Here is a 25,032-nt window from a genome sequence, read left to right as displayed (position 1 = left end):
TCAGGGGTCTCGCCCCAGGTCCGCGAGAGCGCTTGCGAGATAGTCGTCTTCGGCCTCGTTGCCGGGGAGTTCGAGGGCACGCCGGTACGCGGCGGCCGCACCGTCGTGATCGTCCAACTCGGCGAGCGTGAGTGCACGCGCGACGTGGAACGGTCGGTACCGGTCGAGTGCGGCGTTTGATGCCAATCGGTCGAGCATCTCGATCCCGCGTGACGGTCCGAATGCCCGTCCGACGGAGACGGCCCGGCCCACCCGCACGACCGGCCCGGGGTCGTGCGCTTCGAGCAGGCGGTAGAGGACCGCGATCTGCGCCCAGTCGGTCTCGTCGGCGGTCCGAGCCTCGGCGTGCACCGCGGCGATGGCCGCCTGGATCGTGTACGCGCCCGCGTCACGTTGTGCAGCAGCGGATTCGGCAAGCCGCGTGCCTTCCGCGACAAGGCCGGCGTCCCACCGCATCCGGTCCTGGTCGGACAGGGGGATCGGCCGGCCGTCGGAGTCCACCCGCGCCGGCCGCCGGGATTCGGTGAGCAACAGCAGAGCGAGCAGCCCGGCGGTCTCGGCACAGGGGAGCAGGACATACAGCGTCCGCGTGAGCGCGATGGCCTCGGCGGTGATGTCGTCGCGGATGTGCGAGCTACCCGTCGACCGTGCGTAGCCCTCCGAGTACATCAGGTACACAACCCGTAAGACGCCGCCGAGGCGGTCCGGTAGATCGTCGGGACGCGGCGGATGGAACGGCACGCCGAGTGCCTTGATCCGCTTCTTTGCGCGTACGAGTCGCTGTTGTGCGGTCGGAACCGGGATCAGGAGTGCGTGCGCGACCTCGGGTGTGGTCAGGCCTGCGACGAACCGCAACATGAGTGCGATCCGGTCCTCGATCCGCAGCACCGGGTGGGTACACGCGAAGAACATGCCGAGACGTTCGTCGGTCAATTGTGTCTGCGTGATGTCGGCGGGATCGCCGAAGTCCGCCGGCACGGGCGCGCGGTCCGAATCGTTCTGCAACTGTGCGAGTTTCCCGGCGAGCACGTTCTCCCGCCGCAGCGCGTCGAGCACCCGACGTTTCGCGGTCGTCGTCAGCCACGCCTCCGGTGATTCGGGGACACCCGCCTGCGGCCAGGTGATCAGGGCCTGCGCCAGTGCATCCTGCAGGGCGTCCTCGGCACGATCGAGGTCGCCGAATCTCGCGGTGAGAGTGGCGATGACACGGGTGCGGACGTCGCGGTCGATGGAGGCAACCGCCCGACGGGCCACGAAGAGCGCGCCCGCCGAGCGGTCGGGTGGTCCGGTCACGGCTCAGTACGGCGCGAGCGGCCGGATCTCCACGTGCCCACCCGGTGCCGAACCCGGACTACGGCGAGCCCACTCGATCGCCTCGTCGATGTCGGCTACGTCGATGACGTAGACGCCGCCGACGAACTCGCGAACCTCCGCGAACGGACCCGACGACGCCACCACGCGTTCGCCTGTGCCGTTCGTGTGCACGACCGCGCGTTCGTCCTCGAGAGCGAAAGAGCTGACCACGACGCCGGCCTTGGTGATCTCCTCGTCGAACGCGAAGAACTCCTCGGGCGTCGCCCCGCCTTCCTCTCCGCACGCCGGGTCGTTGACGTGTCCCATGAGCAGCAGTGCGTATTTCATCGTTCCTCCAGTCATCTGCCGCCGGACCGGAGTGGTCCGACACCATGGTGACGTACGGGCAGGCGCGATATCGACAGCTGCCGGAAAACAGTCGACCGGCCGCTCGCGACGGCTATGCCCGGCACACCACGACCGAGGAGTCGTTGTCGACGGCGACGACCTGGCCGCTCACGATGAAATCCGCCCCTGAAAACTGGCCTCGGTATGGGTCCTGACCAGCGGTTTAGGCGACACCATGTCATCGGCAGGTCTGTGGAGGGTGGTTTACAGGGGCGGATTCCGACGCACGGGTCCGGGAAACGAAAAGCGGGAGGTCCGAAATTCGGACCTCCCGCTCGTCGGGGTGGATGACGGGACTCGAACCCGCGACAGCCAGGATCACAACCTGGTGCTCTACCAACTGAACTACATCCACCATCGGCACCGGAAACCTGGGCTTTCGCGCCGGGCCTCAGAGCCAAGAACACTCTAGCGGGTAGATGCCGCAGAACTCCAATCGGTTATCTGACCTGCGTTTTCAGGCGGGCCCGAGGTCCTTGACGATGTTCGCGAGCTCATCGACGTCGGGACCGGGAGCCGGCACGAAGGCCGCTGCACGGTAGTAACGGAGCTCGCGGATCGACTCGCGGATGTCGGCGAGGGCGCGGTGGGCGAGGCCCTTGTCCGGCTGCCCGAAGTACACCTTCGGGAACCAGCGGCGGGCCAGTTCCTTGATCGAACTGACGTCGACCATCCGATAGTGCAGGTAGGCGTCGAGCTCGGGCATGTCGCGGGCGATGAAGCCGCGGTCGGTGGCGATCGAGTTGCCGGCGAGCGGCACGGCCCCGGGCGTCGTCACATGTTTGCGGATGTAGTCGAGCACCATCTTCTCGGCCTCGGCGAGCGTGACGGTGGACTTGCGGACCTCTTCGGTGAGACCGGAGTCGGCGTGCATCTTGGTCACGACGTCGGGCATCGACGCGAGTGCCTCGTCGTCGGCGTGGATGACGACGTCGACGCCGTCACCCAGAATGTTGAGGTCACCGTCGGTGACCAGGGCCGCGATCTCGATCAACTTGTCCGACTCGAGTCGGAGGCCGGTCATCTCGCAATCGATCCACACCAGTTTGTCCTGCACCCGACAACCTTAACCAACCGTCACGACAAGCCCGCGTCAGACGCAGAACAGGGGTCCTACGCGGGCTATTGTGTCCATCGTGACCGAAGCCCTCAGCCCTGCTCAGACGATCGCCGCCGGCTACGCCTTCACCTCGACCTCGCTGGAACTGGGGTCGGTGTCGGTGGACGGTCAGGTCGACGCCGCCGCGTCGGTGCGTATCCCGCTCGCGATGATGAACCGGCACGGCCTCGTCGCCGGGGCCACGGGCACCGGCAAGACCAAGACGCTGCAGCTGCTGGCCGAACAGCTCTCCGCCAACGGGGTGCCCGTGGTGATGGCCGACATCAAGGGCGACCTCTCGGGGCTGAGTCGTGAGGGGGTCGGCAACGACAAGATCGCCGAACGCGCACAGCAGACCGGCGACTCGTGGCAGCCCGCCGCCCATCCCGTCGAGTTCGTCTCGCTCGGATCCACGGGCATCGGTGTGCCCATCCGTGCCACGATCACATCCTTCGGGCCGATCCTGCTGTCGAAGGTGTTGGGACTCAACGACACCCAGGAATCCACCCTCGGGCTGATCTTCCACTGGGCGGACAAGAAGGGCCTGCCGCTGCTCGACCTGAAGGATCTGCGGTCGGTCATCGCCTTCCTCACCGGCGACGACGGCAAGGAAGAGCTGAAGAACATCGGCGGGGTGTCGCGCCAGACCGCGGGCGTGATCCTGCGGGCACTGACCAACCTCGAGGCCGACGGCGGCGACACCTTCTTCGGTGAGCCCGAGGTGGAGCCCGCCGACCTCATTCGGCTCGCCGCCGACGGTCGCGGCATCATCACCCTCTTCGAACTCGGTGCGCAGGCGGCACGCCCCGCCCTGTTCTCCACCTTCCTCATGTGGATTCTGGCGGATCTCTTCGAGTTCCTGCCCGAGGTCGGCGACATCGACAAGCCGAAGCTGGTCTTCATCTTCGACGAGTCCCACCTCCTGTTCGACGACGCGTCGAAGGCCTTCGTCGACCAGGTCGTCCAGACGGTCAAGCTGATCCGTTCGAAGGGCGTGGGCGTGTTCTTCTGCTCCCAGTTGCCCACCGACATCCCCAACGAGGTGCTCTCGCAGCTCGGCGCCCGCATCCAGCATGCGTTGCGCGCCTTCACCCCCGACGATCAGAAGGCACTGAAGAAGACGGTCAAGACGTATCCGGTCTCCGAGGTCTACAAGCTCGAGCAGGTCCTCACGTCGCTGGGCACCGGTGAGGCCGTGGTGACGGTGCTGTCGGAGAAGGGCGCACCGACCCCGGTCGCGTGGACGGTGGTGCGCCCGCCGCGTTCGTCGATGGACGCCATCGGGGCGGAGGCGATCACGGTCGCGGCCAAGGCGAGTCCGCTCTACGCGAAGTACGGGCAGTCGATCGACCGTGAATCCGCCTACGAGATGCTCGCCGCGAACACCCTGTCGCCGGGTGAGGCCGCCGACGCGCCGGCCCCGGCGCCGATCCCGGCGCCGATCCCGGCACCCGCTCCTGCACCGACGCCGGAACGGGCGCCGGCACCGAAGCCGGTGCCCGAGGAGCCGGGCATCATCACCGAGGTGCTGACCAGCAAGCCGGTCCAGAGCTTCCTGCGTTCGGCGGCCAGCGCCGCGGGCCGCGAGTTCAGTCGCGCGATCTTCGGAACGGGGCGTCGCCGGAAGCGTTGAGCGGTTGCCTTGCTCCTTGAGTAGCCCCTGAGCTTGCGAAGGGGCGTATCGAAAGGTGCATCCACAAGCAGTGGGTGCAGCAGTTGCCTACTCGGCGCTGAACTTCTTGTAGAACCCGCCGACGATCGGCGCGACGACGGCGCGCGGGGTGTATCCGCCGGCCACCGACATGGCCTTGGACAGAGTTCCCGGGACAACGCGCATCTTGTTGTGCGCCAACGCATCCAGACTCATCTCCGCGACCTTCGCCGACGAGTGCCAGAGGAAATCGGGGACGACCTTGTCCACGATCGATTCTTCCTCGGGTGACGGCGTGTGCGTGCGGACGGGGCCGGGAGCGAGGAGCGTGACGTGGACGCCCCGGGAGGAGACCTCGCCGCGCAGCGATTCGCTGAACGTGTTGACGAAGGCCTTCGACGCGGCGTAGGTGGCGTTGTTCGGGATCGGCATGTTGCCGGCCGCCGAACCCACCATGAGGATGCCGCCGGAGCCGCGTTTCACCATCTGGGGAGTACCGCGAGGGTGAGGTCGTGAACGGCGTTGACGTTCAGGAGGACCTGGGCCTTCTCGTAGGCGGCGTCGAGTTCGGCGACGGGGCCGAAGGTGGCGATGCCGGCGTTGTTGCAGAGGATCGAGATCTCGCGTCCCGCGAACTCGGCGGCGAGGACCTCGACCTTGGTCGGGTCGGACAGGTCGACGGCACGGACCTCGACCGCGACCTGGTGTGAGGTGCGCAGTTCACCGGCGAGCTCTTCGAGTAGCTCCCCACGACGGGCGACGAGGATGACCGAATGGCCGCGGGCGGCAAGTGCCCGGGCGAGCTCGCGGCCGATCCCGGAGGAGGCTCCGGTGACGACGGCGCGGGCGTTTTCTGAAGGCGGCGGGACCGGCATGGGAGCAATCGTAACCGCCGCTACACCCCGGCTCGTCGAAGAGCCGGGGCGCAGCGGCGGTCGGTGTGAGAGGGATCAGTCGATACCGGCGGCGACCTCGGTGCCCTGCCGGATCGCGCGCTTGGCGTCGAGTTCGCCCGCGTAGTCGGCACCGCCGATGACGTGGGTCGTGACGCCGGCGAGGGTCAGCGGATCGATGAGTTCGCGCACCGATTCCTGGCCGGCACAGATCACCACGTTGTCGACCTCGAGGACCCGGGTCTCGGTCACGTTGCCCTCGTCGTCGCGGAAACTGAGGTGCAGTCCCTGGTCGTCGATCTTGTCGTAGGTCGCGCCGCTGATCTGCTCGACGCCCTTCATCTTCATCGTGGCGCGGTGCACCCAGCCGGTCGTCTTGCCCAGGGTCTTGCCCTGCTTACCGGTCTTGCGCTGGACCATGTAGACCTGACGCACGGCCGGCAGGGGTCGGGGCTTGGTGACGAAGCCGGGCTTCTCCGGATCGTCGGTGACGCCCCATTCCTGTTCCCATTCCTTCAGATTCAGCGTCGGCGACTCATCGGTGGTGAGGAACTCGCTGACGTCGAACCCGATTCCGCCGGCACCGATGACGGCGACGCGCTTGCCGATCTCGCGGTGGCCGAGCACGGCGTCGGCGTAGGACATCGCCATCGGATGGTCGACGCCGGGGAAGTTCGGGATACGCGGCACGACGCCGGTGGCGACGATGACGTCGTCGAACTTCTCGGCGATGATCGTGTCCGCGTCGACCCGGGTGTTGAGTCGGACGTCGACGCCGAGGACCTCGAGCTTGCGGGTGAAGTAGCGGATCGTCTCGTTGAACTCCTCCTTGCCCGGGATGCGGGCGGCGATGGAGAACTGGCCGCCGATGGACTTGCCGCCCTCGAACAGCGTCACCTTGTGGCCGCGTTCGGCGCTCGACACCGCAGCCGACAGGCCGGCCGGGCCGGCGCCGACGACGGCCACCCGCTTGGCCTTGCGGGTCGGGCTGAGGACCAGCGTGGTCTCACGTCCCGCACGCGGATTCACCAGGCACGACACCTTCTTGCCGACGAAGGCGTGGTCGAGGCAGGCCTGGTTGCAGCCGATGCAGGTGTTGATCTCGTCGGCGCGTCCCTCGCGGGCCTTGTTGGCCAGGTGGGGGTCGGCGAGGAACGGCCGGGCCATCTGGATGGCGTCGACGCGGCCGTTGCCGAGGATCTCCTCGGCGAACTCCGCGGTGTTGATGCGGTTGGCGGCGATCAGCGGGATCGACACCTCGTCGCGGAGACGCTCGGTGAACTTCACGAAGGCGCCGCGCGGGACCGAGGTCACGATGGTGGGGACCTGGGCCTCGTGCCAGCCGATGTCGGTGTTGATGGCGTCGACGCCGAACTCCTCGGCCTTACGGGCCATGAGGGCGATCTCGTCCCAGGTCTGGCCCTTGCGGATCAGGTCGGCGACCGACTGGCGCAGGATGATCGGGAAGTCGCGGGGGACCTGGCGGCGGATCTCCTTGATGACCTCGACCAGGAAACGCTGCCGGTTCTCGGTGTTGCCGCCCCACTTGTCGGTGCGGTCATTGGTGTGCGGGCAGAGGAACTGGTTGATCAGGTAGCCCTCGCCACCCATGATCTCGATGGCGTCGTAGCCGGCTTTGCGCGCGAGCTTGGCCGACTGGCCGAAGGATCTGATCACGTGCCAGATGATCGGCTCGGTCATCCGCAGGTGCTTGAACGGGTGGATCGGCGACGGCTCCTTGCCCGGTGCGACCTTGAACGGGGTGTACCCGTAGCGCCCGGCGTGGATGAGCTGCATGGCGATCTTGCCGCCCTCGTCGTGCACCGCCTTGGTGACGCGCTGGTGACGCTTCCAGTCGAGGACGTTGGTCATCTTGCCGCCGGCGAAGGCGAGCAGGCCGGTGCGGCTGGTGCCGAAACCTCCCGTGATGATGAGTCCCGCACCACCTTTGGCGCGCTCGGCGAAGTAGGCGGCGAGCTTGTCGGTGTCCCAGAGGCGATCTTCGAGGCCCGTGTGCATCGACCCCATCACGAGGCGGTTCTCGATGGTCATGCCGCCGACCTGCAGCGGCGTGAACAGGTGCGGATAATGCTGGTTGGGTTGTGCCGTGTGGGCTGACATGGCGCGACCTTTCATCTCGGTGTGTCTTCGTATTGCTCTGTGCGGGTGTTGTTTTCGTGCATGATCCGGTGGGTCGAGCGTTTCACCTTCCGGCGAGTTCGCGTTCGAGTGCGGGGATGACCTCGTCACACCACTCGACGTAGCTCTGCTCCTGGCGGATGCCGCCGCGCAGCACGAGGTACCGATGCAGTTTCCGGCCGGTCAGGGAGTCGGGTTCGGGGTAGTAGTCCGCCTGGAACCCCTGGAACAACTTCAGCTGTGCGAGGTGCTCGTCGCGGTGGGCCTTGAGTTCTCCGATGATGGCGGCGAGGTCGCCGAACTCCGCGGCGCGGAGCTTCACGCCGATGTCGCTGCGGAGCGGTTGCCGGGGAGTGGGACTCATCGCCCACTGCGCCAACGCGTCCCGGCCGGCGTCGGAGATGGTGTAGACCTTCTTGTCCGGCCGGCCGTCCTGGCTGATCGACTCGACGCTGACCAGTCCGTCGTCGAGGAGCTTCTTGAGCGTCCGATAGATCTGCTGGTGGGTGGCCGACCAGAAGTAACCGATGGACCGGTCGAACTGCTGACCGATCTCATAACCCGTGCCGGGTCGCTCCGCCAGCGACACCAGAATCGCATGTTCGAGCGCCATGTGAGCACGCTAACACTGCAACAGTGCACTATGCAACAAGGTGTATATGAGTCTTGTTGCATATGCCGTCGACTGGGGAAAGAAAGCGCAGGGTAGGGGGAGCGGGCGAGCCGTGAGTGCCGCAAACTATTGCGCATGACTGAACCGGGGACGAGATCCCAGAACCTGCTGTCGTGGAAGCTCACGACGAACGCCGTGGTGGCACCGGAGGAGCGGCTGAGCTGGCCGCGCACCGTGGGCATCGGATTGCAGCACGTGGTCGCGATGTTCGGCGCGACCTTCCTGGTGCCGGTGCTGACCGGGTTCCCGCCGTCGACGACGCTGTTCTTCTCGGGCGTCGGCACCATCCTGTTCCTGCTGATCACCCGCAACCGGCTGCCCAGCTACCTCGGTTCGAGCTTCGCGATCATCGCCCCGGTCACTGCCGCGGTCGCGTCCGACGGCGCGTCGTCGGCTCTCGGCGGCCTCGTCGCCGTCGGCGCCCTGCTCGTCATCATCGGTCTGATCAGCCACTTCGCCGGCGTCAGGTGGATCGAGACGCTGATGCCGCCGGTGGTGACCGGTGCGATCGTCGCGCTGATCGGTCTGAATCTCGCCCCGGCTGCGAAGAACAACTTCGTCGCGGACCCCGTGCTGGCGACCATCGTGCTGGTGCTGCTCGTCGCCTCGGCGGTGTTGTTCCGCGGACTGCTCGGGCGTCTCGCTATCTTCCTCAGTGTCGCCGTCGGATATCTGCTCGCGCTCTTCCTCGACTGGATCGACGCCGACAACGACTACATCGACACGTCCAAGATCGGCGACGCCGCGTGGATCGGCTTTCCCGACTTCCAGACCCCGACCTTCGACCTCGGCGTACTGCCGTTGTTCCTGCCCGTCGTCCTGGTGCTCGTCGTCGAGAACATCGGTCACGTGAAATCGGTCGCGATGATGACCGGCAAGGACTACGACGACACGATGGGCCGGGCGATCGCCGCCGACGGCCTGGCCACGATGCTCGCCGGCAGCGGCGGTGGTTCGGCGACGACCACCTACGCCGAGAACATCGGCGTGATGTCGGTGACCAAGGTCTACTCGACCGCGGCCTACTGGGTGGCCGGTGCGGCCGCGATCCTGCTGGGACTCTCGCCGAAGGTCGGTGAGGTGATCGCCGCAGTCCCGCCGGGCGTCCTCGGTGGCGTGACGACCGCCCTCTACGGTCTGGTCGGCATCATCGGCATCCAGATCTGGGTGAGCAACAAGGTCGACTTCTCCAAGCCGATCAACCAGTTCACCGCCGCGATCCCGCTCATCATCGGCATCGCCGACTACACGTGGCAGATCGGCGATCTCGTGTTCGCGGGCATCTCGCTCGGTTCGGTGGCCGCGCTGGTCATCTACCACTCGATGCGGATCATCGGCGGTTGGCGCGGGACGGTGGTTCCCGACAAGAGCTGAACAAGTCGCCGCTCACCACGGGAGCCGCAGTTTGATGTCGGGGATGGGGCCCGGCATGTCCACGTCTCCGTCGGCGCGGTCGTTGAGCAGGTACAGCCACCACAGTGGCGCGAACGCGGCGCCGGGCGGCGGGGGCGGGAGTTCGGGGACGTCTGGTTTGCGCGCGACGTAGAGGTCGGGCTGTTGACCGGTGATGACCTTCACCATGTTGTGGAAGGCCGTGGAGTGCGGGTCGTTCCAGTAGCCGCCGTGGGTCTTGATCCCGCTGTCGTAGGTGCGGCCGTCGATCTCGACCGTTCCGGTGTCCAGGCGGGTCACGCCCGGTGCGGAATCGGGGTCGGAACCGTGTGGATTGCCCGGCAGGGTCTGCGCGTAGTGGATCGGGTCGCCGGGGAACGTCAGCGAGTACCGGTCGACGCTGCTCGGGTGGGGTAGATCGTGGACCCCGGTGCCGGCCGATGATGCGTAGATGACCCGGTCGGGTGTCAGGCCGAGTTGTTCGGCGGTGCCGACCACCGATCCGCCGTACGAGTGGCCGATATAGGTGGTGGTCGCGCCGGGCGCGTGGCGGGCGATCTCGGCGTCGAGTTCGGTTCCGAACAGCTCGAGTCGATGTGCCATGGCGGCGGCGAACTTCGGGCTCGCGGCCGCGCGGAGGTCCGGGGGCAGGTCGCCGTCCAGGTAGAGGAACACCGGGCCGTTGGTCTGTGTGGCGAGTTCGGCCGCGGCGCGCCGGTTGTCGCCGCCGGCGGTGTCGATGGTGGTACCGGTGCCGGGCACATACGTGGCGACATTCCTGGTGCCGGGACGCAGTGAACCGATCATCTCGACGAGACGTCCCTGCGGCGTGTTCACGAAGGTGACGAACTGCCGCTCGACCAGTCCGTCGTCGCCGGCATGGGGGATCGGGGATGTGGGATCGGTTCTCGGTGTCAGCATGTCTCGTAGCGTTCGGGCACGACGGCCCTCGCCGCGGCCGGACTGGATCTCGTCGACGAGCGCGTTGCGGATGTTGATTTCGTTTGCCTGGATTCGCAGATCGAAGGGGACGCCCGGAAGGTTGCCCAGCACATGCGGATTCGCCTGTATGAGGCGGCGTGTGTCGTCGGGCGGCATCGCGTCGAGAACGGTGCGGATCTGGGCAGGCGTGAGGCTTTCCAGCGTGCGCACCGCGGCGTCGGCGTCCATGGTCCGGCCGCCGGGCAGGGTGACGTCGGGTTGGCCGTCGATCATGGACGCCAGATCTGCGGCGAAGTCGTCGAGTCGGGAGCCGTAGCGTTCGTCGAGGGCATCGATCGTGGTGAGTCCCGACTCGATGGTGTCGGTGACCTCGGCGGCAGTCGGGGCGCGAACCGGATCGGGGTGGGTGACGGTCCCGTCGTCGGCGACATCGAATCCGGACGACCTCGCCGCATCCACGATCCGGAGCACGTGGTCCCGGGCGTAGGACAGGTTCGTCCCCGCGTCGGAGGCCTCGTCGGCGATCATCTGGAGCACGTTCCGGACCTCGCTGCCGTGGTCGTGCTCCTGCCAGATCTTCCGATGCGCGGCGTCGTGGGTTCGGCCGAGCCAGGATCGTGCGGACTCGAAAGCCCGCACGGCTCGGCCGATTCCGGTGTCCAGGGCTTCGGCGGCGGTGGCGGCTGCTGATCCGGCGTCGACCAGGGTCTGCGGATTCCAGGTGCGCAGCGCCGAGATCGTCGGACGCATCAGCGCTCCCGCAGGGAGTCGAACTTCGAGGCCGATCGGGAGTCGGTCGCGAGCGTCGTCGACACGAAGGTGTCCAGGAGTTCGCCCATCGTGGTCAGGCGGTGGCCGATGGACTCGACGGCGCGTCGCGCGGGGTCGGCGGTGTCGCGTAGTGCACGCGCCACCCGGCTTGACGCGCCGTGGGCGTCGCCGATGGTTCGGACGCCGAGGGCTCCGGTGTCGATCGCGTGGATGGCGATGCCGTTGGCGCGCCACGACGTGACGATTTCCTCGATCTCGGACGGGGAGACCCCGAAAGTGTCCTCCTCCGTGCGGGTTCCGCGGTCCGGCCAGGGAAACCGAAGGGGGAGTGATGGATTGGGGAGCGGGCGTGTCATGATCCTCCGTGCCGGGATACTCGAGGATTGCGGCCACCCGGAGAGGTGGCGCGATTCTTGGACGCGCGGCGCGCCTGGCCGGTTCCGAAATGTGTTTCGCCGCGGAAGTGTCCGCGGGCTACGTTGGGACACTCAGCCACACGGTACAGGGGAGGCACCGATGCCGCAGCAGGCCTGGCGTACAAGAGCGGAGCGGCCCGACGACGTCGCGCGTGTCCACGAGATCAATGTCGATGCCTTCGAGAGGTCGGAGGAGGCCGAGCTGGTCGACGCACTCCGCGCCGACGCGGCGTGGATCGACGGGCTGTCCGTGGTCTCCGTCGACGCCGACGACCGACCGGTCGGCTACGCGCTGCTGACTCGCTGCCACATCGACGACACTCCGGCACTCGGCCTCGCACCGTGCGCGGTGGTCACGGCACAGCAGCGCACGGGCGCCGGTTCGGCCGCGATCATCGCCGCCCTCGACGCGGCGAGGGTGCTGGAGGAGAGCACCGTCGTCGTCCTCGGTCACGCCGATTACTACCCGCGCTTCGGCTTCGGTCGAGCCGTCGACCACGGCGTCCGCCTGAGCATCGAGGTGCCCGAAGACGCGCTGATGGTGCTCAGCCTCGACGGGACCGACATCCCGTCCGGGACGGTCCGCTACGCGGCGCCGTTCGGCATCTGATGCCGTTCTCACGGTGCCCCCGGCAGGACTCGAACCTGCGACCTAGGGATTAGAAGGCCCTTGCTCTATCCACCTGAGCTACGGAGGCTGACCGGCGCTGTCGTGACAAAAAGGGCACTGGGCGTCGGGCACATGGAGTTTACACATGGCGCCGGCGCCGCCACCGGCGTGCCGGGCCCATCGAAACGATGTCGCACGCGACATCAATGCGGTTCCGCGACGTCGGCCGAGGTCGCGCATCCGGATCGAGGTCGCACGCGACTTCGATCGGGTTGGGCAGGTCGCCGATGTGCCGCACACCACGGTGTCACCAGGTCGGACGGTGTGTCGTCGACGCGCGGACCTACAGTTGTGGAATGACCCGCACGTCGACGTCCGCCTCGCCGGATCAGAATCGCGACGCGATGAACGAACCGCGCGGCGTCGTCTCCGCGGTCCTCTGGGCGTCGGGATGGCTCGCCGCGATCGTGGCCGTCGCCGTCACCGCCGTGTCCGCGTCCACCGCGCTCAAGCTGACCGGCGTCCCGGACCCGGGCCCGCTCACGACCTACGGTCTGCCGGCGCTCACGGCCATCGGTGAGTTCGCCGCCGCGATCGCCCTCGGCTGTGCGGTGTTCGCCGCGTTCTTCGTGCCGCCGCAGTCCGACAACGTGCTCGACGTCGGCGGCTACCGCGCCATCCGGATAGCGGCGTCGTCCGCGCTCGTGTGGTCGGTGTGCGCGTTGCTGCTGATGCCGCTGTCGGCGTCGGAGGTCAGTGGTTCGCCGCTGTCGGAGGCGATCAAACCGGTCAACCTGATGAATGCGTACGGCCAGGTCGCCGAGGTGCGCACCTGGTTCTGGACGGCGGTGTTCGCGCTGGTCGCCGCGATCATCGCGCGGATGGTCCTCAAGTGGGGGCCGACGGTCGCGGTCATCGCGTTCACGATCTTCAGCCTCATGCCGTCCGCGCTGGCCGGGCACTCGTCGTCCGGCGGCAACCACGACATCGCCACCAACAGCCTCATCCTGCACCTGATCGGCGCGACCCTCTGGCTGGGCGGACTCGCGGCCGTCGTGGTCTACTCGCTCGCCTCCGGTCGATGGCGGGCACTGGCCGTTCGGCGCTTCTCTCGCGTGGCCTTCTGGTGCATCATCGTCGTCGGCCTCAGCGGCGTGATCAACGCCTTGGTGCGGGTACCCCTCGATCAGCTGTTCTCCGACACCTACGGCCGCCTCGTCATCGCCAAGGTGGTCGCCCTGGCCGTCCTCGGTGCGCTCGGTGCATGGCATCGGCGCGTGACCATCGCCCAACTCGAATCCGAGGAACGGCCGTCGCTGTTCGTGCGGTTCGGGCTCGTCGAGCTGGCCGTGTTCGCGGCCACCTTCGGCCTCGCGGTCGGCCTGAGCCGGACCCCGCCGCCGGCCCTCGACACGGCGAACGTCTCCCCGGTCGAGAACACCATCGGCTACGACATCGACGGTCCGCCGACCTTCGTCCGCTTCCTCACCGAGTGGCGGTTCGATCTCATCTTCGGTCTCGCCGCGATCGTCCTGGCGGTCGTCTACCTCCGTGGTGTCGTGCGGCTGAAGCGCCGCGGTGACGACTGGCCGATCGGGCGCACCTTCGCGTGGCTCCTGGGATGTCTGCTGCTGCTCCTGGCGACCTCGTCGGGCCTCGGCCGATACGCCCCCGCGATGTTCAGCGTCCACATGATCGCCCACATGCTGATGTCGATGATGATCCCCGTGCTGCTGGTGCTGGGCGGTCCGGTGACCCTCGCGCTGCGCGCACTGCCACCCGCCGGCCGCGGCAACCCGCCCGGGCCGCGCGAGTGGATTCAGGCCGGTGTGCACTCGGGGCCGTCGCGCTTCCTGACGCACCCGCTGATCGCGGCCATCATGTTCGTCGGCAGCTTCTACATCCTCTACCTCGGCGGCCTGTACGAGTCGGTGGTGCAGTACCACGCGGCACACCTGCTGATGAACCTGCACTTCCTGCTCAGCGGCTACCTGTTCTACTGGCTGGTCATCGGCATCGACCCCGCTCCGCGTCAGGTGAAACCGGTGGCGAAACTGGGGATCGTGCTGGGCTCGTTGCCCTTCCATGCCTTCTTCGGTGTGGCCCTGATGATGACCACGGCAGTCATCGCCGAGAGCTACTATCGCGGGCTCAATCTGCCGTGGACCTACAACCTGTTCGACGATCAGCGTGCCGGTGGCGGAATCGCCTGGGCTGCAGGCGAGATCCCGCTCGTCGTCATCATGCTGGCCCTACTGGTCCAATGGCAGCGCAGCGACACCCGCCAGGCAAAACGCTATGACCGCAATGCGGTCCGCGACCACGACGCCGAGCTCGAGAACTACAACGACATGCTCAAGGAGCTCAACAAGCGCGGCTGACCTGCAACCGGGACTCAGTTCGACCCCGTCGACACCACGCAGACCGACGCCCCGGCCTGGATCAGGGCGGCGACGTGGAGCGGATCGAAGCCGAGGCCGGCCGCGGAGGAACCGGTCGCGGCGACCAGCTCCGGCGGGCAACGGAGGCTTCGCGCAAATCCTCTCGAGGCGGCCAGTTCGTCGACGATGGCCACGTTGAACTCGTTGATCGCCGCCCGGACCGGACCGAGATCCGGAGTGGCGGGCGGGGCCGTTCGTCCCGGTAGTCCCCACTGGGCGAACAGCCCGCGCTGCACGGTCTTGCTCGCCTCGATCTGGTCGCGGAACACGCCGCGTACGTAGGCGGGCTCGAGGCCGCGGTCGACGGCCAGCTGCGACACGGTGTTGAGGACGACCTGCTCGCGCGCGGGATCGTCGATGGCCGCGCCTGATGCCCACTTCGTCGCGGCCACCGTGTCGGCCAGGGCGAGGCGGCCGGCGATCGCGTCGGTCAGGCCCGTCAACGGCGGCTGCGCCGCCGGTGCCGCGACGGCGAGGGGCTGCGCCGAATAGGTCGGTGACACCAACACCACTGCCGCGATCAGACCGGCCAGGAACACTCGCATCCGCATTCCGGGATTCTATGGGCAGGCGCGCCAGGTGTACCCGCGATCTGTGGGTAACCCAGAGGAGTTCTCCACAGCCCCATCGCGTCGCCGTCTCCGGTGTACGCCGGGAGAGATGCTGGTGCGGCCACACTTCCCGTGGCCGACACCAGTAGGAGACGACCATGTTTGAGACGTACACGACCGTCATCGGAACCGTTGTGTCCGAGCCCCGCCGACGCCAGACGACCACCGGCGAGGACGTGATCTCGTTCCGCGTTGCCTGCACCTCGCGCCGTATCGACAAGCGCACCGGCGAATGGATGGACGGGCCAACGCTGTATCTGACGGTGAGCTGCTGGCGTCGCCTGCTTGCCGGCGTCGGACTGGCCATCGCGAAGGGCCGGCCGGTCATGGCCCACGGCCAGATCAAGACCAACGAGTATCCCGCGGCCGACGGGTCACGCCGATCGGATCTCGAGATGACCGCCGTCGCGGTAGGCCTCGACCTGAGCCGGTGCATCGTCACCTACCGCGGGACGCCGTCGTCGGAACGCGGCGTCGCCGTCGGCGTGCCGCTGACAGACGAGAAATCGGTCACCAGCGAGACGGCCCCGTCTGCGGCGTAAGGCATCGTGCCGACGCCCGACGGCGAAACGAGGTCGCACGCGAACTCGATCCGGCCACGCGACTCCGGCCGAGGTCGTCAGGCCTGATCGACGTCGCGCGCGACTTCACTCCGGGCGATTCGGCTCGGCCGTCGCCCGTCGGCGGGGTCCGCGGAGTCGGTGACTAGACTGGGTTGCTGTTGTGCCACGAGGGCCCACCTCCACTGTGCTCACGCCATTCGATGCGGGGGATTTGCGGGAGGGGCCGCGGCAGATGAGCCAATAATCGCTGGTAGAGAGGCTAAGACATGGCAGAGTTCATATATACGATGAAGAAGGTGCGCAAGGCGCACGGCGACAAGGTCATCCTCGACGACGTCACCATGTCCTTCTACCCGGGCGCCAAGATCGGCGTCGTCGGTCCCAACGGCGCGGGTAAGTCGTCGATCCTGAAGATCATGGCCGGCCTCGACCAGCCGTCGAACGGCGAGGCCTTCCTCGACCCCGAGGCCACCGTCGGCATCCTGCTCCAGGAGCCGCCCCTCAACGAGGAGAAGACGGTCAAGGAGAACGTCGAAGAGGGCATGGGCGAGATCAAGGTGAAGCTCGACCGCTTCAACGAGATCGCCGAACAGCTCGCCACCGACTACTCCGACGAGCTGATGGAGGAGATGGGCAAACTCCAGGAAGACCTGGACAACAACGACGCCTGGGACCTCGATTCGCAGCTCGAACAGGCGATGGACGCCCTGCGCTGCCCGCCCGCCGACTCGCCGGTCACCCACCTCTCCGGTGGCGAGCGCCGTCGCGTCGCACTGTGCAAGCTGCTGCTGCAGAAGCCCGACCTGCTGCTGCTCGACGAGCCCACCAACCACCTCGACGCCGAGAGCGTGCTGTGGCTCGAGCAGTTCCTCGCGAGCTACCCGGGCGCCGTCCTCGCCGTGACCCACGACCGGTACTTCCTCGATCACGTCGCGCAGTGGATCTGTGAGGTCGACCGCGGCAAGCTGCACCCCTACGAGGGCAACTACTCCACCTACCTGGAGAAGAAGGCCGAGCGTCTCGAGGTCCAGGGCAAGAAGGACCAGAAGCTCCAGAAGCGCCTCAAGGAAGAACTGGCCTGGGTGCGGTCGGGTGCCAAGGCCCGCCAGACCAAGAACAAGGCCCGTCTGGCCCGCTACGAGGAGATGGCCGCGGAGGCCGAGAAGACCCGCAAGCTCGACTTCGAGGAGATCCAGATCCCCACCCCGCCGCGTCTGGGCGACGTGGTGGTCGAGGTCTCCCACCTCGACAAGGGTTTCGAGGGTCGCGTCCTGATCAAGGATCTGTCGTTCACCCTGCCGCGTAACGGCATCGTCGGCGTGATCGGCCCCAACGGCGTCGGTAAGACGACCCTGTTCAAGACCATCGTCGGTCTCGAGCAGCCGGACTCGGGCACCGTGAAGGTCGGCGAGACGGTCAAGCTGAGCTACGTCGACCAGTCCCGCGCCAACATCGACCCGAAGAAGACGGTGTGGGAGGTCGTCTCCGACGGACTCGACTACATCGAGGTCGGGCAGAACGAGATGCCGTCCCGCGCCTACGTGAGCGCCTTCGGCTTCAAGGGACCGGATCAGCAGAAGCGCGCGGAGGTCCTCTCCGGTGGTGAGCGCAACCGCCTGAACCTCGCGCTCACGCTGAAAGAGGGCGGCAACCTGATCCTCCTCGACGAGCCGACCAACGACCTCGACGTCGAAACCCTGGGATCGTTGGAGAACGCCCTCGAGAACTTCCCCGGCTGCGCCGTGGTCATCAGCCACGACCGCTGGTTCCTCGACCGCACCTGTACCCACATCCTGGCGTGGGAGGGCAACGTCGAGGAAGGGCAGTGGTTCTGGTTCGAGGGCAACTTCGAGGCGTATGAGGCCAACAAGATCGAGCGCCTCGGCGCCGACGCGGCCCGCCCGCATCGGGTGACGCACCGCAAACTCACCCGCGACTAATCCCATCCCCGTCCGGTACGGGTGACTAGCATCGGCGATGTGACGTCACTCGTGCCGGACGCGGTGAACCACTACTTCAGGTCCCGGGCCGATGGCTCGGCGACCGACAGCGCCGCCGAGCAGGTGGTGCGTCACCTTGACGTCGCAACCCGGCGCGACCCCGGTCAGGCACTCGTCGAGGTGGTCATCGACGAGGGCGGCGCGGTCGAGATCGTCGTCGTCAACGACGACATGCCGATGCTGGTGGAGGCGGTCCTGGCGACCGTCGAGGCGCATGACCTCACGATCGGCCGCATGGACCATCCGGTGATGCCGGTGCAACGCGACTCCGGCGGCCGGCTCGAGGCGATCGACGACGTACCCGGTGCCGGCTGGGAGTCCTGGATCTTCGTCGGCGGCCTCGCCGGTCATCCCGGCATCGACCCGCAGGAACTCCGTTCGCATCTCCTCGAGGTCGTGTCCCGGGTGGGCGACGTCGACCACGACTCCGCCCGGATGCGGTCGCGGATGACGTCGTGCGCCACCGATCTGTCCGTGGCACCGCTGCGCGAGTCGACCGGCATCGGCAACACCGATCGCCACGAGTACGCCAAACTCCTCGAGTGGTTCGCCGGGAACCACTTCCATCCCCTCGGGTACACCCGCGTGGGCAACGACGGAACCGGTGAGGGTGACGAACGGCTCGGTGTCTGGCGCACCGACTCGATCAACCGGGACTTCCCGTCGGTCACCGCGCGACCGCTGCTCCCGCGAGCGAGCCGCGTATTCGTCGCCACCGGCATCCAACGGTCGAATTTTCCTGTACTGCTTCAGGTCCCGGCCTTCGACTCGCACGGCGACCACGACGGCGAGCACCGCTTCCTCGGCACGCTGACCTCCTCCGGCCTGCATCAGACCGTGCTCGACGTCCCGGTGCTGCGCACCAAGGTGCACGACGTCCTCGCGCGAGCCGGGGTCGACGAGGACTCCTTCGCCGGCCAGTCGATGATCGAGCTGCTGCAGAACTATCCGCTGGTGGAGATGTTCGCCTCCACCACCGGAGAACTCACCCGACGCGTCACCGAGATGCTCGACGCCGTCGCGACCCGGTCATTGCGCCTGTTCGTGCGTACCAATCTCGACGGGAAGACCGCGATCGCCCTCATCTATCTGCCCCGCGACCGGTACAACACGCAGAGTCGGCTCGCCCTCGAACATGCGCTGATGGGCGAGTTACACGGCAGCGCACTGGAATACACGGCCCGGGTGAGCGAGATGCCGCTCGCGCTCCTGCAGGTGCTGGTCTGCATCGACCCGGCCACCGCATCCGGGCTCGGCTCGGTCGACACCGGGTCACCGGCACACGCCCGGATGCAGGCGGCGCTCGCGGCGGCCATCCGCAGCTGGGACGAACGCATCCGTGAACTCGCCGCGAACATCGGCGACCGCCTGGACTCACTGGACGGTGGTCCCGAACTCCTTCTGCGACAGCTGCCCTCGCTGTCCGACGACTACAAGGAACTCCGTGAACCGCAGGATGCCGTCGAGGACCTGATCCGGGTCGTCGCCCTCGAGCCGGGAGCCCTCGAGGTGACACTCGACGCCACCGAGGAGCGCGGGCCGGGCGGCCACGCCCGTTGGCGGTTCACCCTCTACCTGTGCGGGGCGTCGGCGACCCTCACCGACGTCCTGCCGGTGCTGCACAGCCTCGGACTCGACGCCCTCGAAGAACATCCGTACGAGATCCGCCGCGCCGACGACACCGTCTGCTGGGCCTACGAGTTCATCGTGCAGCTGGCCGCCGGGATGTCGGTCGACCTCGACCACATCGACGACCTCGAGGACCGTTTCACCGAGGGCTTCCGTCAGATCTGGCTCGCCGCGGCAGACGTCGACGACTACAACGAACTGATCATCCGATGCGGACTCCAGTGGCGGTCGGCCGCGATGCTGCGCGCCTACGGTCAGTACCTGCGGCAATGCGGATTCTCGTACAGCACAGCCCATGTCGCGAACGTGCTGGGCCGCCATCTGCAGATCACCCGCGGTCTCGTCGACTTGTTCGTGGCCTCCTTCGATCCGTCGGCCGCCGATCCCGAACGCCGGGAGAGTGTGAGTGAGCGGCTCCACGCCGACATCGGCACGGTGCTGAGCCTCGACGCCGACCGGATCGTGTCCGCGTTCGCCGCGGTCATGACCGCGACGTCACGGACCAACTACTTCGTCCGGGTCGGTGGTCGGGATGGTGAATACTGCCCGGTCATCTCGTTCAAGCTGCGGCCCCGGGAGATCCCGCAGACCCCCGAGCCCCGACCGCTGCACGAGATCTTCGTGTATTCGCCCCGCGTCGAAGGTGTCCACCTGCGGTTCGGTGCGGTGGCTCGCGGCGGGCTGCGCTGGTCGGACCGCAAGGAGGACTTCCGCACCGAGATCCTCGGCCTGGTGAAGGCCCAGGCGGTGAAGAACGCCGTCATCGTCCCGCTCGGCGCGAAGGGCGGCTTCATCGTCAAACGGCCGCCCGCGCCGACCGGGGACCCCGGAGCAGACCGGGATGCGCACCGCGAGGAGGGGATTACCTGCTACCGGCAGTTCATCGCGGGCCTGCTCGACATTACCGACAACATCGATCGCACGACCGGGGAGATCATCCCGGCGCGGGACGTGGTGCGGCTCGACTCCGACGACACCTACCTGGTCGTGGCCGCCGACAAGGGCACCGCGGCGTTCTCCGACATCGCCAACGAGGTGTCGAAGTCCTACGACTTCTGGCTCGGCGACGCGTTCGCCTCCGGCGGTTCGGCCGGCTATGACCACAAGGCCATGGGCATCACCGCGCGCGGTGCCTGGGAGTCGGTGAAACGGCACTTCCGCGAGATGGACGTCGACACCCAGTCGCAGGACTTCACCGTCGCCGGGATCGGCGACATGTCCGGTGACGTCTTCGGCAACGGGATGCTGCTCAGCGAGCACATCAGGCTCGTGGCGGCCTTCGACCACCGGCACATCTTCATCGACCCGGACCCGGTCGCGGATCGGTCATACGCCGAGCGGCGCCGACTGTTCGAGCTGCCGCGGTCATCGTGGGCCGACTACGACGCTGACCTGATCAGCGCGGGTGGCGGCGTGTGGTCTCGTGACCGCAAGTCCATCCCGGTCAGCGCGGAGATGGCGGCCGCGCTCGGCATCGACGAGGGTGTCGCCGAGCTCTCGCCACCGGATCTGATCAGGGCGGTCCTGCTCGCGCCGGTCGACCTGCTGTGGAACGGCGGGATCGGCACCTACGTCAAGGCGTCGACCGAATCGCACGGGGAGGTCGGCGACAAGTCGAACGACGCGATCCGTGTCGACGGAGACCAGGTGCGCGCCAAGGTGATCGGGGAGGGCGGCAACCTCGGGGTCACCGAACGCGGGCGGATCGAGTTCGACCTCGCGGGCGGCCGGATCAACACCGACGCACTCGACAACTCGGCGGGCGTCGACTGCTCGGACCACGAGGTGAACATCAAGATCCTGCTCGACTCGGCGGTGTCGACCGGTGTACTCGAACCCGGCGATCGCGATCCGCTGCTCGAATCGATGACCGAGGATGTCGCCGATCTCGTTCTCGCCGACAACATCTCACAGAACGCCGAGCTCGGTTTCTGCCGCACCTTCGAACTCAAGCGGGTGGAGGTGCACGCCCGGATGCTCGACAAACTCTCGCGGGAGCGCGGCATCGACCTCCGGCTCGAGGCGCTCCCGGAACCGCGTGAGTTGCGCAAGCGATTCGACGGGGAGCTGCACCGGGGTCTCACCTCACCCGAATTCGCCACGCTCATGGCCCACGTCAAGCTCGAGGCGAAGTCGGATCTCCTCGCGAGCGACCTGCCCGACAACGACGTGTTCGCACAACGGGTGGCCCGGTACTTCCCGGAGGCCTTGCGCGAGAAGTGCGATGACGCCATCGCCGGTCACCGGCTACGACGCCAGATCGTGGCGACGACCCTGGTCAACGACGTCATCGCGCACGCCGGGATGACGCACCTGTTTCGCTTGGGCGAGGGCAGCGGCTGCACCACGGAGGAAGGTGTCCGCGCCTACGTCGTGTCCAACGAGATCTTCGGGATGTCCGACGTCTTCGAACGCATCCGGCATTCCCCGGCGCCGGTCGAGGTCGTCGACGAGATGATGCTCTACGCCCGGCGGTTGGTGTTCCGGGCGTCGCGGTGGCTCCTCGCCTTCCGGCCCCAGCCCCTCGCCATGGCCGCCGAGGTCACCCGCTACACCGGCCGTGTCACGCGGCTGTCGGACGTGGCCGGAGCCTGGTTCGGCGAGAGTTCACGACGCGACATCGCCGATCGTGCGCGCACCTACATCGACCAGGGCGTCCCCGAGGACCTCGCGCAGACCGTCGCCGCAAGCCTCCACCGCTTCTGCCTCCTCGACATCATCGACGCCGCCGAGATCGCCGATCGCGCCCCGGAAGAAGCCGGTGAACTCTATTTCGCGGTGATGGAACATTTCGGTCTCGAGGGACTACTCACCGCGGTGTCCACCCTCGATTACGGGGACCGCTGGCATGCGCTCGCCCGACTCGCACTGCGCGACGACATGCACGGTGCGCTGCGGGCTCTGACACTCAAGATCCTGGAGGTCAGCGAGCCCGACGAATCGTCGGCGGACAAGATCGCCGAATGGGAGTCCTCGCATTCCAACCGGCTGAACCGGGTGCGCACCGTGCTGGAGGAGATCGAGGAGACCGGAACGCTCGACCTCGCGACCCTGTCGGTCGCCGCGCGGCAGCTCCGCAGTGTGATCAGATGAGCGGCTTCGCCGCGGTGATCGGATGAGCGGCTTCGCCCACGCCGACCCGATGCCCGGGCCTAGCGTGGGTTCATGACGCGCACGGCACCTCGAATCTGTCCGCTCTGCGAGGCAACCTGCGGGTTGACCCTCGTCATCGACACCCACGGCGGCCCGATGGACGAACACGCCGGGCACCACCGTGAACACGTCAGCGGCGCGCGCGGCGACACCGACGACGTGTTCAGCCACGGCTACATCTGTCCGAAGGGTGCGAGCTTTCCGGAGCTCGACAACGACCCCGACCGTCTCGCGCGCCCACTCGTCAAACGTGACGGACGATTCGTCGAGGTCGATTGGGACGAGGCGCTCGACGTCGCCGTCTCCCGGCTCCGGACGGTCATCGCCGAGCACGGCGGATCGTCGGTCGGTTTCTACCTCGGCAACCCGTCGGCCCACACCATCGCGGGCACGATGTACGCGCCCCTGCTGGCCCGTGCCCTCGGCACCCGCAACGTCTTCAGCGCCGGCACTCTCGACCAGATACCCAAACAGGCCGCGACGGGATACCTCTTCGGTCACGCCGGGACCTTCGCCGTGCCCGACCTCGACCGCACCGACCACCTGGTGATAATCGGGGCGAATCCCGTTGTCTCCAACGGGAGCATGACCACCGCCGCCGACTTCCCCGGCAAGCTGAAAGCCCTGCGGCATCGCGGGGGCCGTCTGACGGTGATCGACCCGGCCCGCACCCGCACCGCCCGGCTCGCCGACACCCACCTGGCACCTCGACCGGGTACCGACGCCGCGCTGCTGGCCGGCGTCGTCACCTGCCTGTTCGACGAGGGGCTGGTCGTCGACGACCTCGGCGGTATCGGGCAGTACGTGCAGGGCGTCGACGAATTACGCAGGGAGATCAGTGATCTCACACCCGAGCGGGTCGCATCGTACTGCGATGTACCGGCGGAGGACATCCGCGGGCTCGCCCGTGCGATCGCAGCATCGCCGTCGGCAGCGGTCTACGGGCGTCTGGGCACCACGGCGGTCGAGTTCGGCACGCTCGGGAGCTGGCTCATCGACGTGGTGAACATCCTGACCGGCAACCTCGACCGCCCGGGCGGTGTCATGTTCCCGACGGCGCCGACCGCGCCGGCACCCCGCCCGCCGGGACCGGGGCGGGGTTTCCGGACCGGTCGCTGGCGCAGCCGGGTGTCGGGGCATCCCGAGGTGGCGGGGGAGCTGCCCGCGGTCGCGATGGCCGAGGAGTTCGAGACCCCCGGTGACGGGAGGCTGCGGGCGTTGGTCACGCTCGCCGGCAACCCCGTGCTGTCCGCGCCCAACGGCGGCCGGCTCGCCACCGCACTCGGCTCCGCCGACGTCGTCGTGTGCGTCGACCCGTACCTGAACGAGACCACCCGGCACGCCGACGTCATCCTGCCGCCGCCGCGGCCCTCGCAGAGTCCGCACTACGACGCGATCCTCAACAATCTGGCCGTGCAGGCCACCGCGCGCTACTCGCAGCCGGTGCTGCCGCTTCCCGACGGCCGGCCCGACGAGGCCGAGATCGTCTGTCGCCTGATCCTGGGCCTCTCCGGGGTGGGCGTCGACGCCGATCCCGGTCTCGTCGACGAGCAGGTCATCGCCGCCACCCTGGCCAAGGAGGTGACCGATCCGCATTCGCCGGTGGCCGGCCGTGAGGTGGCGTCGCTCGTGGCGATGCTTCCCGAAGCCCCGGGCCATCAGCGCCGCCTCGACATGATGATGCGCATCGGCGCCCACGGCGACGCCTTCGGCGCCCGGGAGGGGCTGACGTTCGCCGACGTCCTGGCAGCTCCGCACGGCATCGACCTCGGACCCATGCGGCCGCGCCTGCCCGGGATTCTCCGCACCGCGTCGGGGAAGGTCGAGCTGGCGCCGGACCCGCTGATCGGCGACCTCGCCCGCCTCCGCGCCGCCGTCGACACCGAACAGGACCCCGACGATCAGGCCGCACTGCTCCTCGTCGGTCGCCGGCACCTGCGCTCCAACAACAGCTGGATGCACAACCTGCCCGCGCTCACCGGCGGCACCAACCGGTGCACCCTGCAGATCCATCCGGACGATGCGATGCGACTGGGCATCGACGGGCTCGCGACGGTTCGCGGCGCAGGCGGATCACTGACCGTCCCGGTCGAGGTCACCGCGGACATCAAACCCGGCGTCGCGTCGATCCCACACGGTTGGGGCCACGACGACGCCGAATCCCGACTCCACGTGGCAGCCGCCGAACCGGGCGTCAACGTGAACGCCCTCAACGACGGGACGCGGCTCGATCCGCTCTCGGGGACGGCCGTCCTCAACGGCCTGCGGGTCGAGATCGGCCCGGCCTGAGCCCGCCGCGGTGTCCCGTGCGTAGGGTTGGAGTCCGCGACGCCCGGCTGCGTCGTTCA

General features: G+C 67.7%; 16 protein-coding genes, 2 tRNA genes and 1 pseudogene. 8 read left to right on the top strand and 11 right to left on the bottom strand.

Annotation, left to right across the window (positions count from 1 at the left end; genetic code table 11):
• The 4 genes from BLU62_RS09800 to orn form a co-directional block, all read right to left on the bottom strand.
• Positions 1-1,293, bottom strand: a complete 1,293-nt coding sequence (locus BLU62_RS09800) for an RNA polymerase sigma factor (RefSeq protein ID WP_074849309.1) — start codon at positions 1,291-1,293, stop codon at positions 1-3.
• Between the two features lie 3 nt (positions 1,294-1,296).
• A complete protein-coding gene (locus tag BLU62_RS09795; RefSeq protein ID WP_074849308.1) occupies positions 1,297-1,641 on the bottom strand; it encodes a YciI family protein in 345 nt (114 codons plus the stop codon).
• 342 nt (positions 1,642-1,983) lie between these two features.
• A tRNA-His gene (locus BLU62_RS09790) sits at positions 1,984-2,056 on the bottom strand.
• Between the two features lie 102 nt (positions 2,057-2,158).
• Positions 2,159-2,758 carry an oligoribonuclease gene (gene orn / locus BLU62_RS09785; RefSeq protein WP_074849307.1) on the bottom strand — a complete coding sequence of 200 codons (600 nt, stop codon included), beginning with the start codon at positions 2,756-2,758 and terminating at the stop codon, positions 2,159-2,161.
• A 70-nt stretch (positions 2,759-2,828) separates the two neighbouring features.
• Between orn and BLU62_RS09780 the strand changes: the two genes are divergently transcribed.
• Entirely contained in the window at positions 2,829-4,433 is a 1,605-nt protein-coding gene (locus BLU62_RS09780) for a helicase HerA-like domain-containing protein (protein ID WP_208863619.1), read from the top strand.
• 87 nt (positions 4,434-4,520) lie between these two features.
• On the opposite strand, the pseudogene cmrA reads toward BLU62_RS09780, so the two are convergent.
• The 3 genes and pseudogenes from cmrA to BLU62_RS09765 form a co-directional block, all read right to left on the bottom strand.
• Positions 4,521-5,326, bottom strand: a pseudogene (gene cmrA / locus BLU62_RS09775) (mycolate reductase).
• 75 nt (positions 5,327-5,401) lie between these two features.
• On the bottom strand, positions 5,402-7,465 hold the full coding sequence (locus BLU62_RS09770; RefSeq protein ID WP_074852801.1) for an NADPH-dependent 2,4-dienoyl-CoA reductase: 2,064 nt from the start codon (positions 7,463-7,465) through the stop codon (positions 5,402-5,404).
• A gap of 82 nt (positions 7,466-7,547) precedes the next feature.
• Positions 7,548-8,096 (bottom strand): PadR family transcriptional regulator, encoded by a 549-nt coding sequence (locus BLU62_RS09765; protein WP_074849306.1) that lies wholly within the window; start codon positions 8,094-8,096, stop codon positions 7,548-7,550.
• A gap of 135 nt (positions 8,097-8,231) precedes the next feature.
• Here BLU62_RS09765 and BLU62_RS09760 point away from each other — a divergent pair, with 135 nt between their 5' ends.
• Positions 8,232-9,530 (top strand): uracil-xanthine permease family protein, encoded by a 1,299-nt coding sequence (locus BLU62_RS09760; protein ID WP_074849305.1) that lies wholly within the window; start codon positions 8,232-8,234, stop codon positions 9,528-9,530.
• Between the two features lie 12 nt (positions 9,531-9,542).
• Here the strand turns inward: BLU62_RS09760 and BLU62_RS09755 are convergent, their stop codons facing one another.
• Both BLU62_RS09755 and BLU62_RS09750 read right to left on the bottom strand, forming a co-directional pair.
• Positions 9,543-11,240, bottom strand: a complete 1,698-nt coding sequence (locus tag BLU62_RS09755) for an alpha/beta hydrolase (protein ID WP_074849304.1) — start codon at positions 11,238-11,240, stop codon at positions 9,543-9,545.
• Positions 11,240-11,617, bottom strand: coding sequence for a hypothetical protein (locus tag BLU62_RS09750; protein ID WP_074849303.1), 378 nt, complete (start codon positions 11,615-11,617; stop codon positions 11,240-11,242). The genes BLU62_RS09755 and BLU62_RS09750 overlap by 1 nt, the downstream gene beginning before the upstream one ends.
• Before the next feature lie 160 nt (positions 11,618-11,777).
• On the opposite strand from BLU62_RS09750, the gene BLU62_RS09745 reads away from it, so the two are divergent.
• Positions 11,778-12,287, top strand: a complete 510-nt coding sequence (locus BLU62_RS09745; protein ID WP_074849302.1) for a GNAT family N-acetyltransferase — start codon at positions 11,778-11,780, stop codon at positions 12,285-12,287.
• A gap of 14 nt (positions 12,288-12,301) precedes the next feature.
• Here BLU62_RS09745 and BLU62_RS09740 read toward each other — a convergent pair.
• A tRNA-Arg gene (locus BLU62_RS09740) sits at positions 12,302-12,375 on the bottom strand.
• A gap of 268 nt (positions 12,376-12,643) precedes the next feature.
• On the opposite strand from BLU62_RS09740, the gene BLU62_RS09735 reads away from it, so the two are divergent.
• Positions 12,644-14,668 (top strand): bifunctional copper resistance protein CopD/cytochrome c oxidase assembly protein, encoded by a 2,025-nt coding sequence (locus BLU62_RS09735; protein ID WP_074849301.1) that lies wholly within the window; start codon positions 12,644-12,646, stop codon positions 14,666-14,668.
• 14 nt (positions 14,669-14,682) lie between these two features.
• Here BLU62_RS09735 and BLU62_RS09730 read toward each other — a convergent pair whose 3' ends face one another.
• Complete coding sequence (locus BLU62_RS09730) at positions 14,683-15,279, bottom strand: chorismate mutase (protein ID WP_074849300.1); 597 nt, start codon at positions 15,277-15,279, stop codon at positions 14,683-14,685.
• A gap of 158 nt (positions 15,280-15,437) precedes the next feature.
• Here BLU62_RS09730 and BLU62_RS09725 point away from each other — a divergent pair, with 158 nt between their 5' ends.
• From BLU62_RS09725 to BLU62_RS09710, 4 genes are all read left to right on the top strand, one after another.
• Positions 15,438-15,881, top strand: a complete 444-nt coding sequence (locus tag BLU62_RS09725; protein ID WP_074849299.1) for a single-stranded DNA-binding protein — start codon at positions 15,438-15,440, stop codon at positions 15,879-15,881.
• 287 nt (positions 15,882-16,168) lie between these two features.
• Positions 16,169-17,842 carry an energy-dependent translational throttle protein EttA gene (gene ettA / locus BLU62_RS09720; RefSeq protein WP_074849298.1) on the top strand — a complete coding sequence of 558 codons (1,674 nt, stop codon included), beginning with the start codon at positions 16,169-16,171 and terminating at the stop codon, positions 17,840-17,842.
• Positions 17,843-17,881: 39 nt separating this feature from the next.
• Entirely contained in the window at positions 17,882-22,624 is a 4,743-nt protein-coding gene (locus BLU62_RS09715) for an NAD-glutamate dehydrogenase (protein WP_074849297.1), read from the top strand.
• Positions 22,625-22,696: 72 nt separating this feature from the next.
• Positions 22,697-24,973 carry a molybdopterin-dependent oxidoreductase gene (locus BLU62_RS09710; RefSeq protein ID WP_074849296.1) on the top strand — a complete coding sequence of 759 codons (2,277 nt, stop codon included), beginning with the start codon at positions 22,697-22,699 and terminating at the stop codon, positions 24,971-24,973.
• Positions 24,974-25,032 lie beyond the last annotated feature (59 nt).

Source organism: Gordonia westfalica (genome assembly GCF_900105725.1).
GTDB classification, from domain to species: domain Bacteria; phylum Actinomycetota; class Actinomycetes; order Mycobacteriales; family Mycobacteriaceae; genus Gordonia; species Gordonia westfalica.
Note: the sequence above shows the minus strand (reverse complement) of the source record. Positions and strands in the feature narration are given on the sequence as shown.

Coding starts and splice junctions, on each gene's coding strand:
- ettA (WP_074849298.1), top strand. CDS start 16,169: ATGGCAGAGTTCATATATACGATGAAGAAGGTGCGCAAGGCGCACGGC.
- BLU62_RS09795 (WP_074849308.1), bottom strand. CDS start 1,641: ATGAAATACGCACTGCTGCTCATGGGACACGTCAACGACCCGGCGTGC.
- BLU62_RS09765 (WP_074849306.1), bottom strand. CDS start 8,096: ATGGCGCTCGAACATGCGATTCTGGTGTCGCTGGCGGAGCGACCCGGC.
- BLU62_RS09760 (WP_074849305.1), top strand. CDS start 8,232: ATGACTGAACCGGGGACGAGATCCCAGAACCTGCTGTCGTGGAAGCTC.
- BLU62_RS09770 (WP_074852801.1), bottom strand. CDS start 7,465: ATGTCAGCCCACACGGCACAACCCAACCAGCATTATCCGCACCTGTTC.
- BLU62_RS09710 (WP_074849296.1), top strand. CDS start 22,697: ATGACGCGCACGGCACCTCGAATCTGTCCGCTCTGCGAGGCAACCTGC.
- BLU62_RS09730 (WP_074849300.1), bottom strand. CDS start 15,279: ATGCGGATGCGAGTGTTCCTGGCCGGTCTGATCGCGGCAGTGGTGTTG.
- BLU62_RS09725 (WP_074849299.1), top strand. CDS start 15,438: ATGTTTGAGACGTACACGACCGTCATCGGAACCGTTGTGTCCGAGCCC.
- BLU62_RS09735 (WP_074849301.1), top strand. CDS start 12,644: ATGACCCGCACGTCGACGTCCGCCTCGCCGGATCAGAATCGCGACGCG.
- BLU62_RS09755 (WP_074849304.1), bottom strand. CDS start 11,240: ATGCGTCCGACGATCTCGGCGCTGCGCACCTGGAATCCGCAGACCCTG.
- BLU62_RS09750 (WP_074849303.1), bottom strand. CDS start 11,617: ATGACACGCCCGCTCCCCAATCCATCACTCCCCCTTCGGTTTCCCTGG.
- BLU62_RS09745 (WP_074849302.1), top strand. CDS start 11,778: ATGCCGCAGCAGGCCTGGCGTACAAGAGCGGAGCGGCCCGACGACGTC.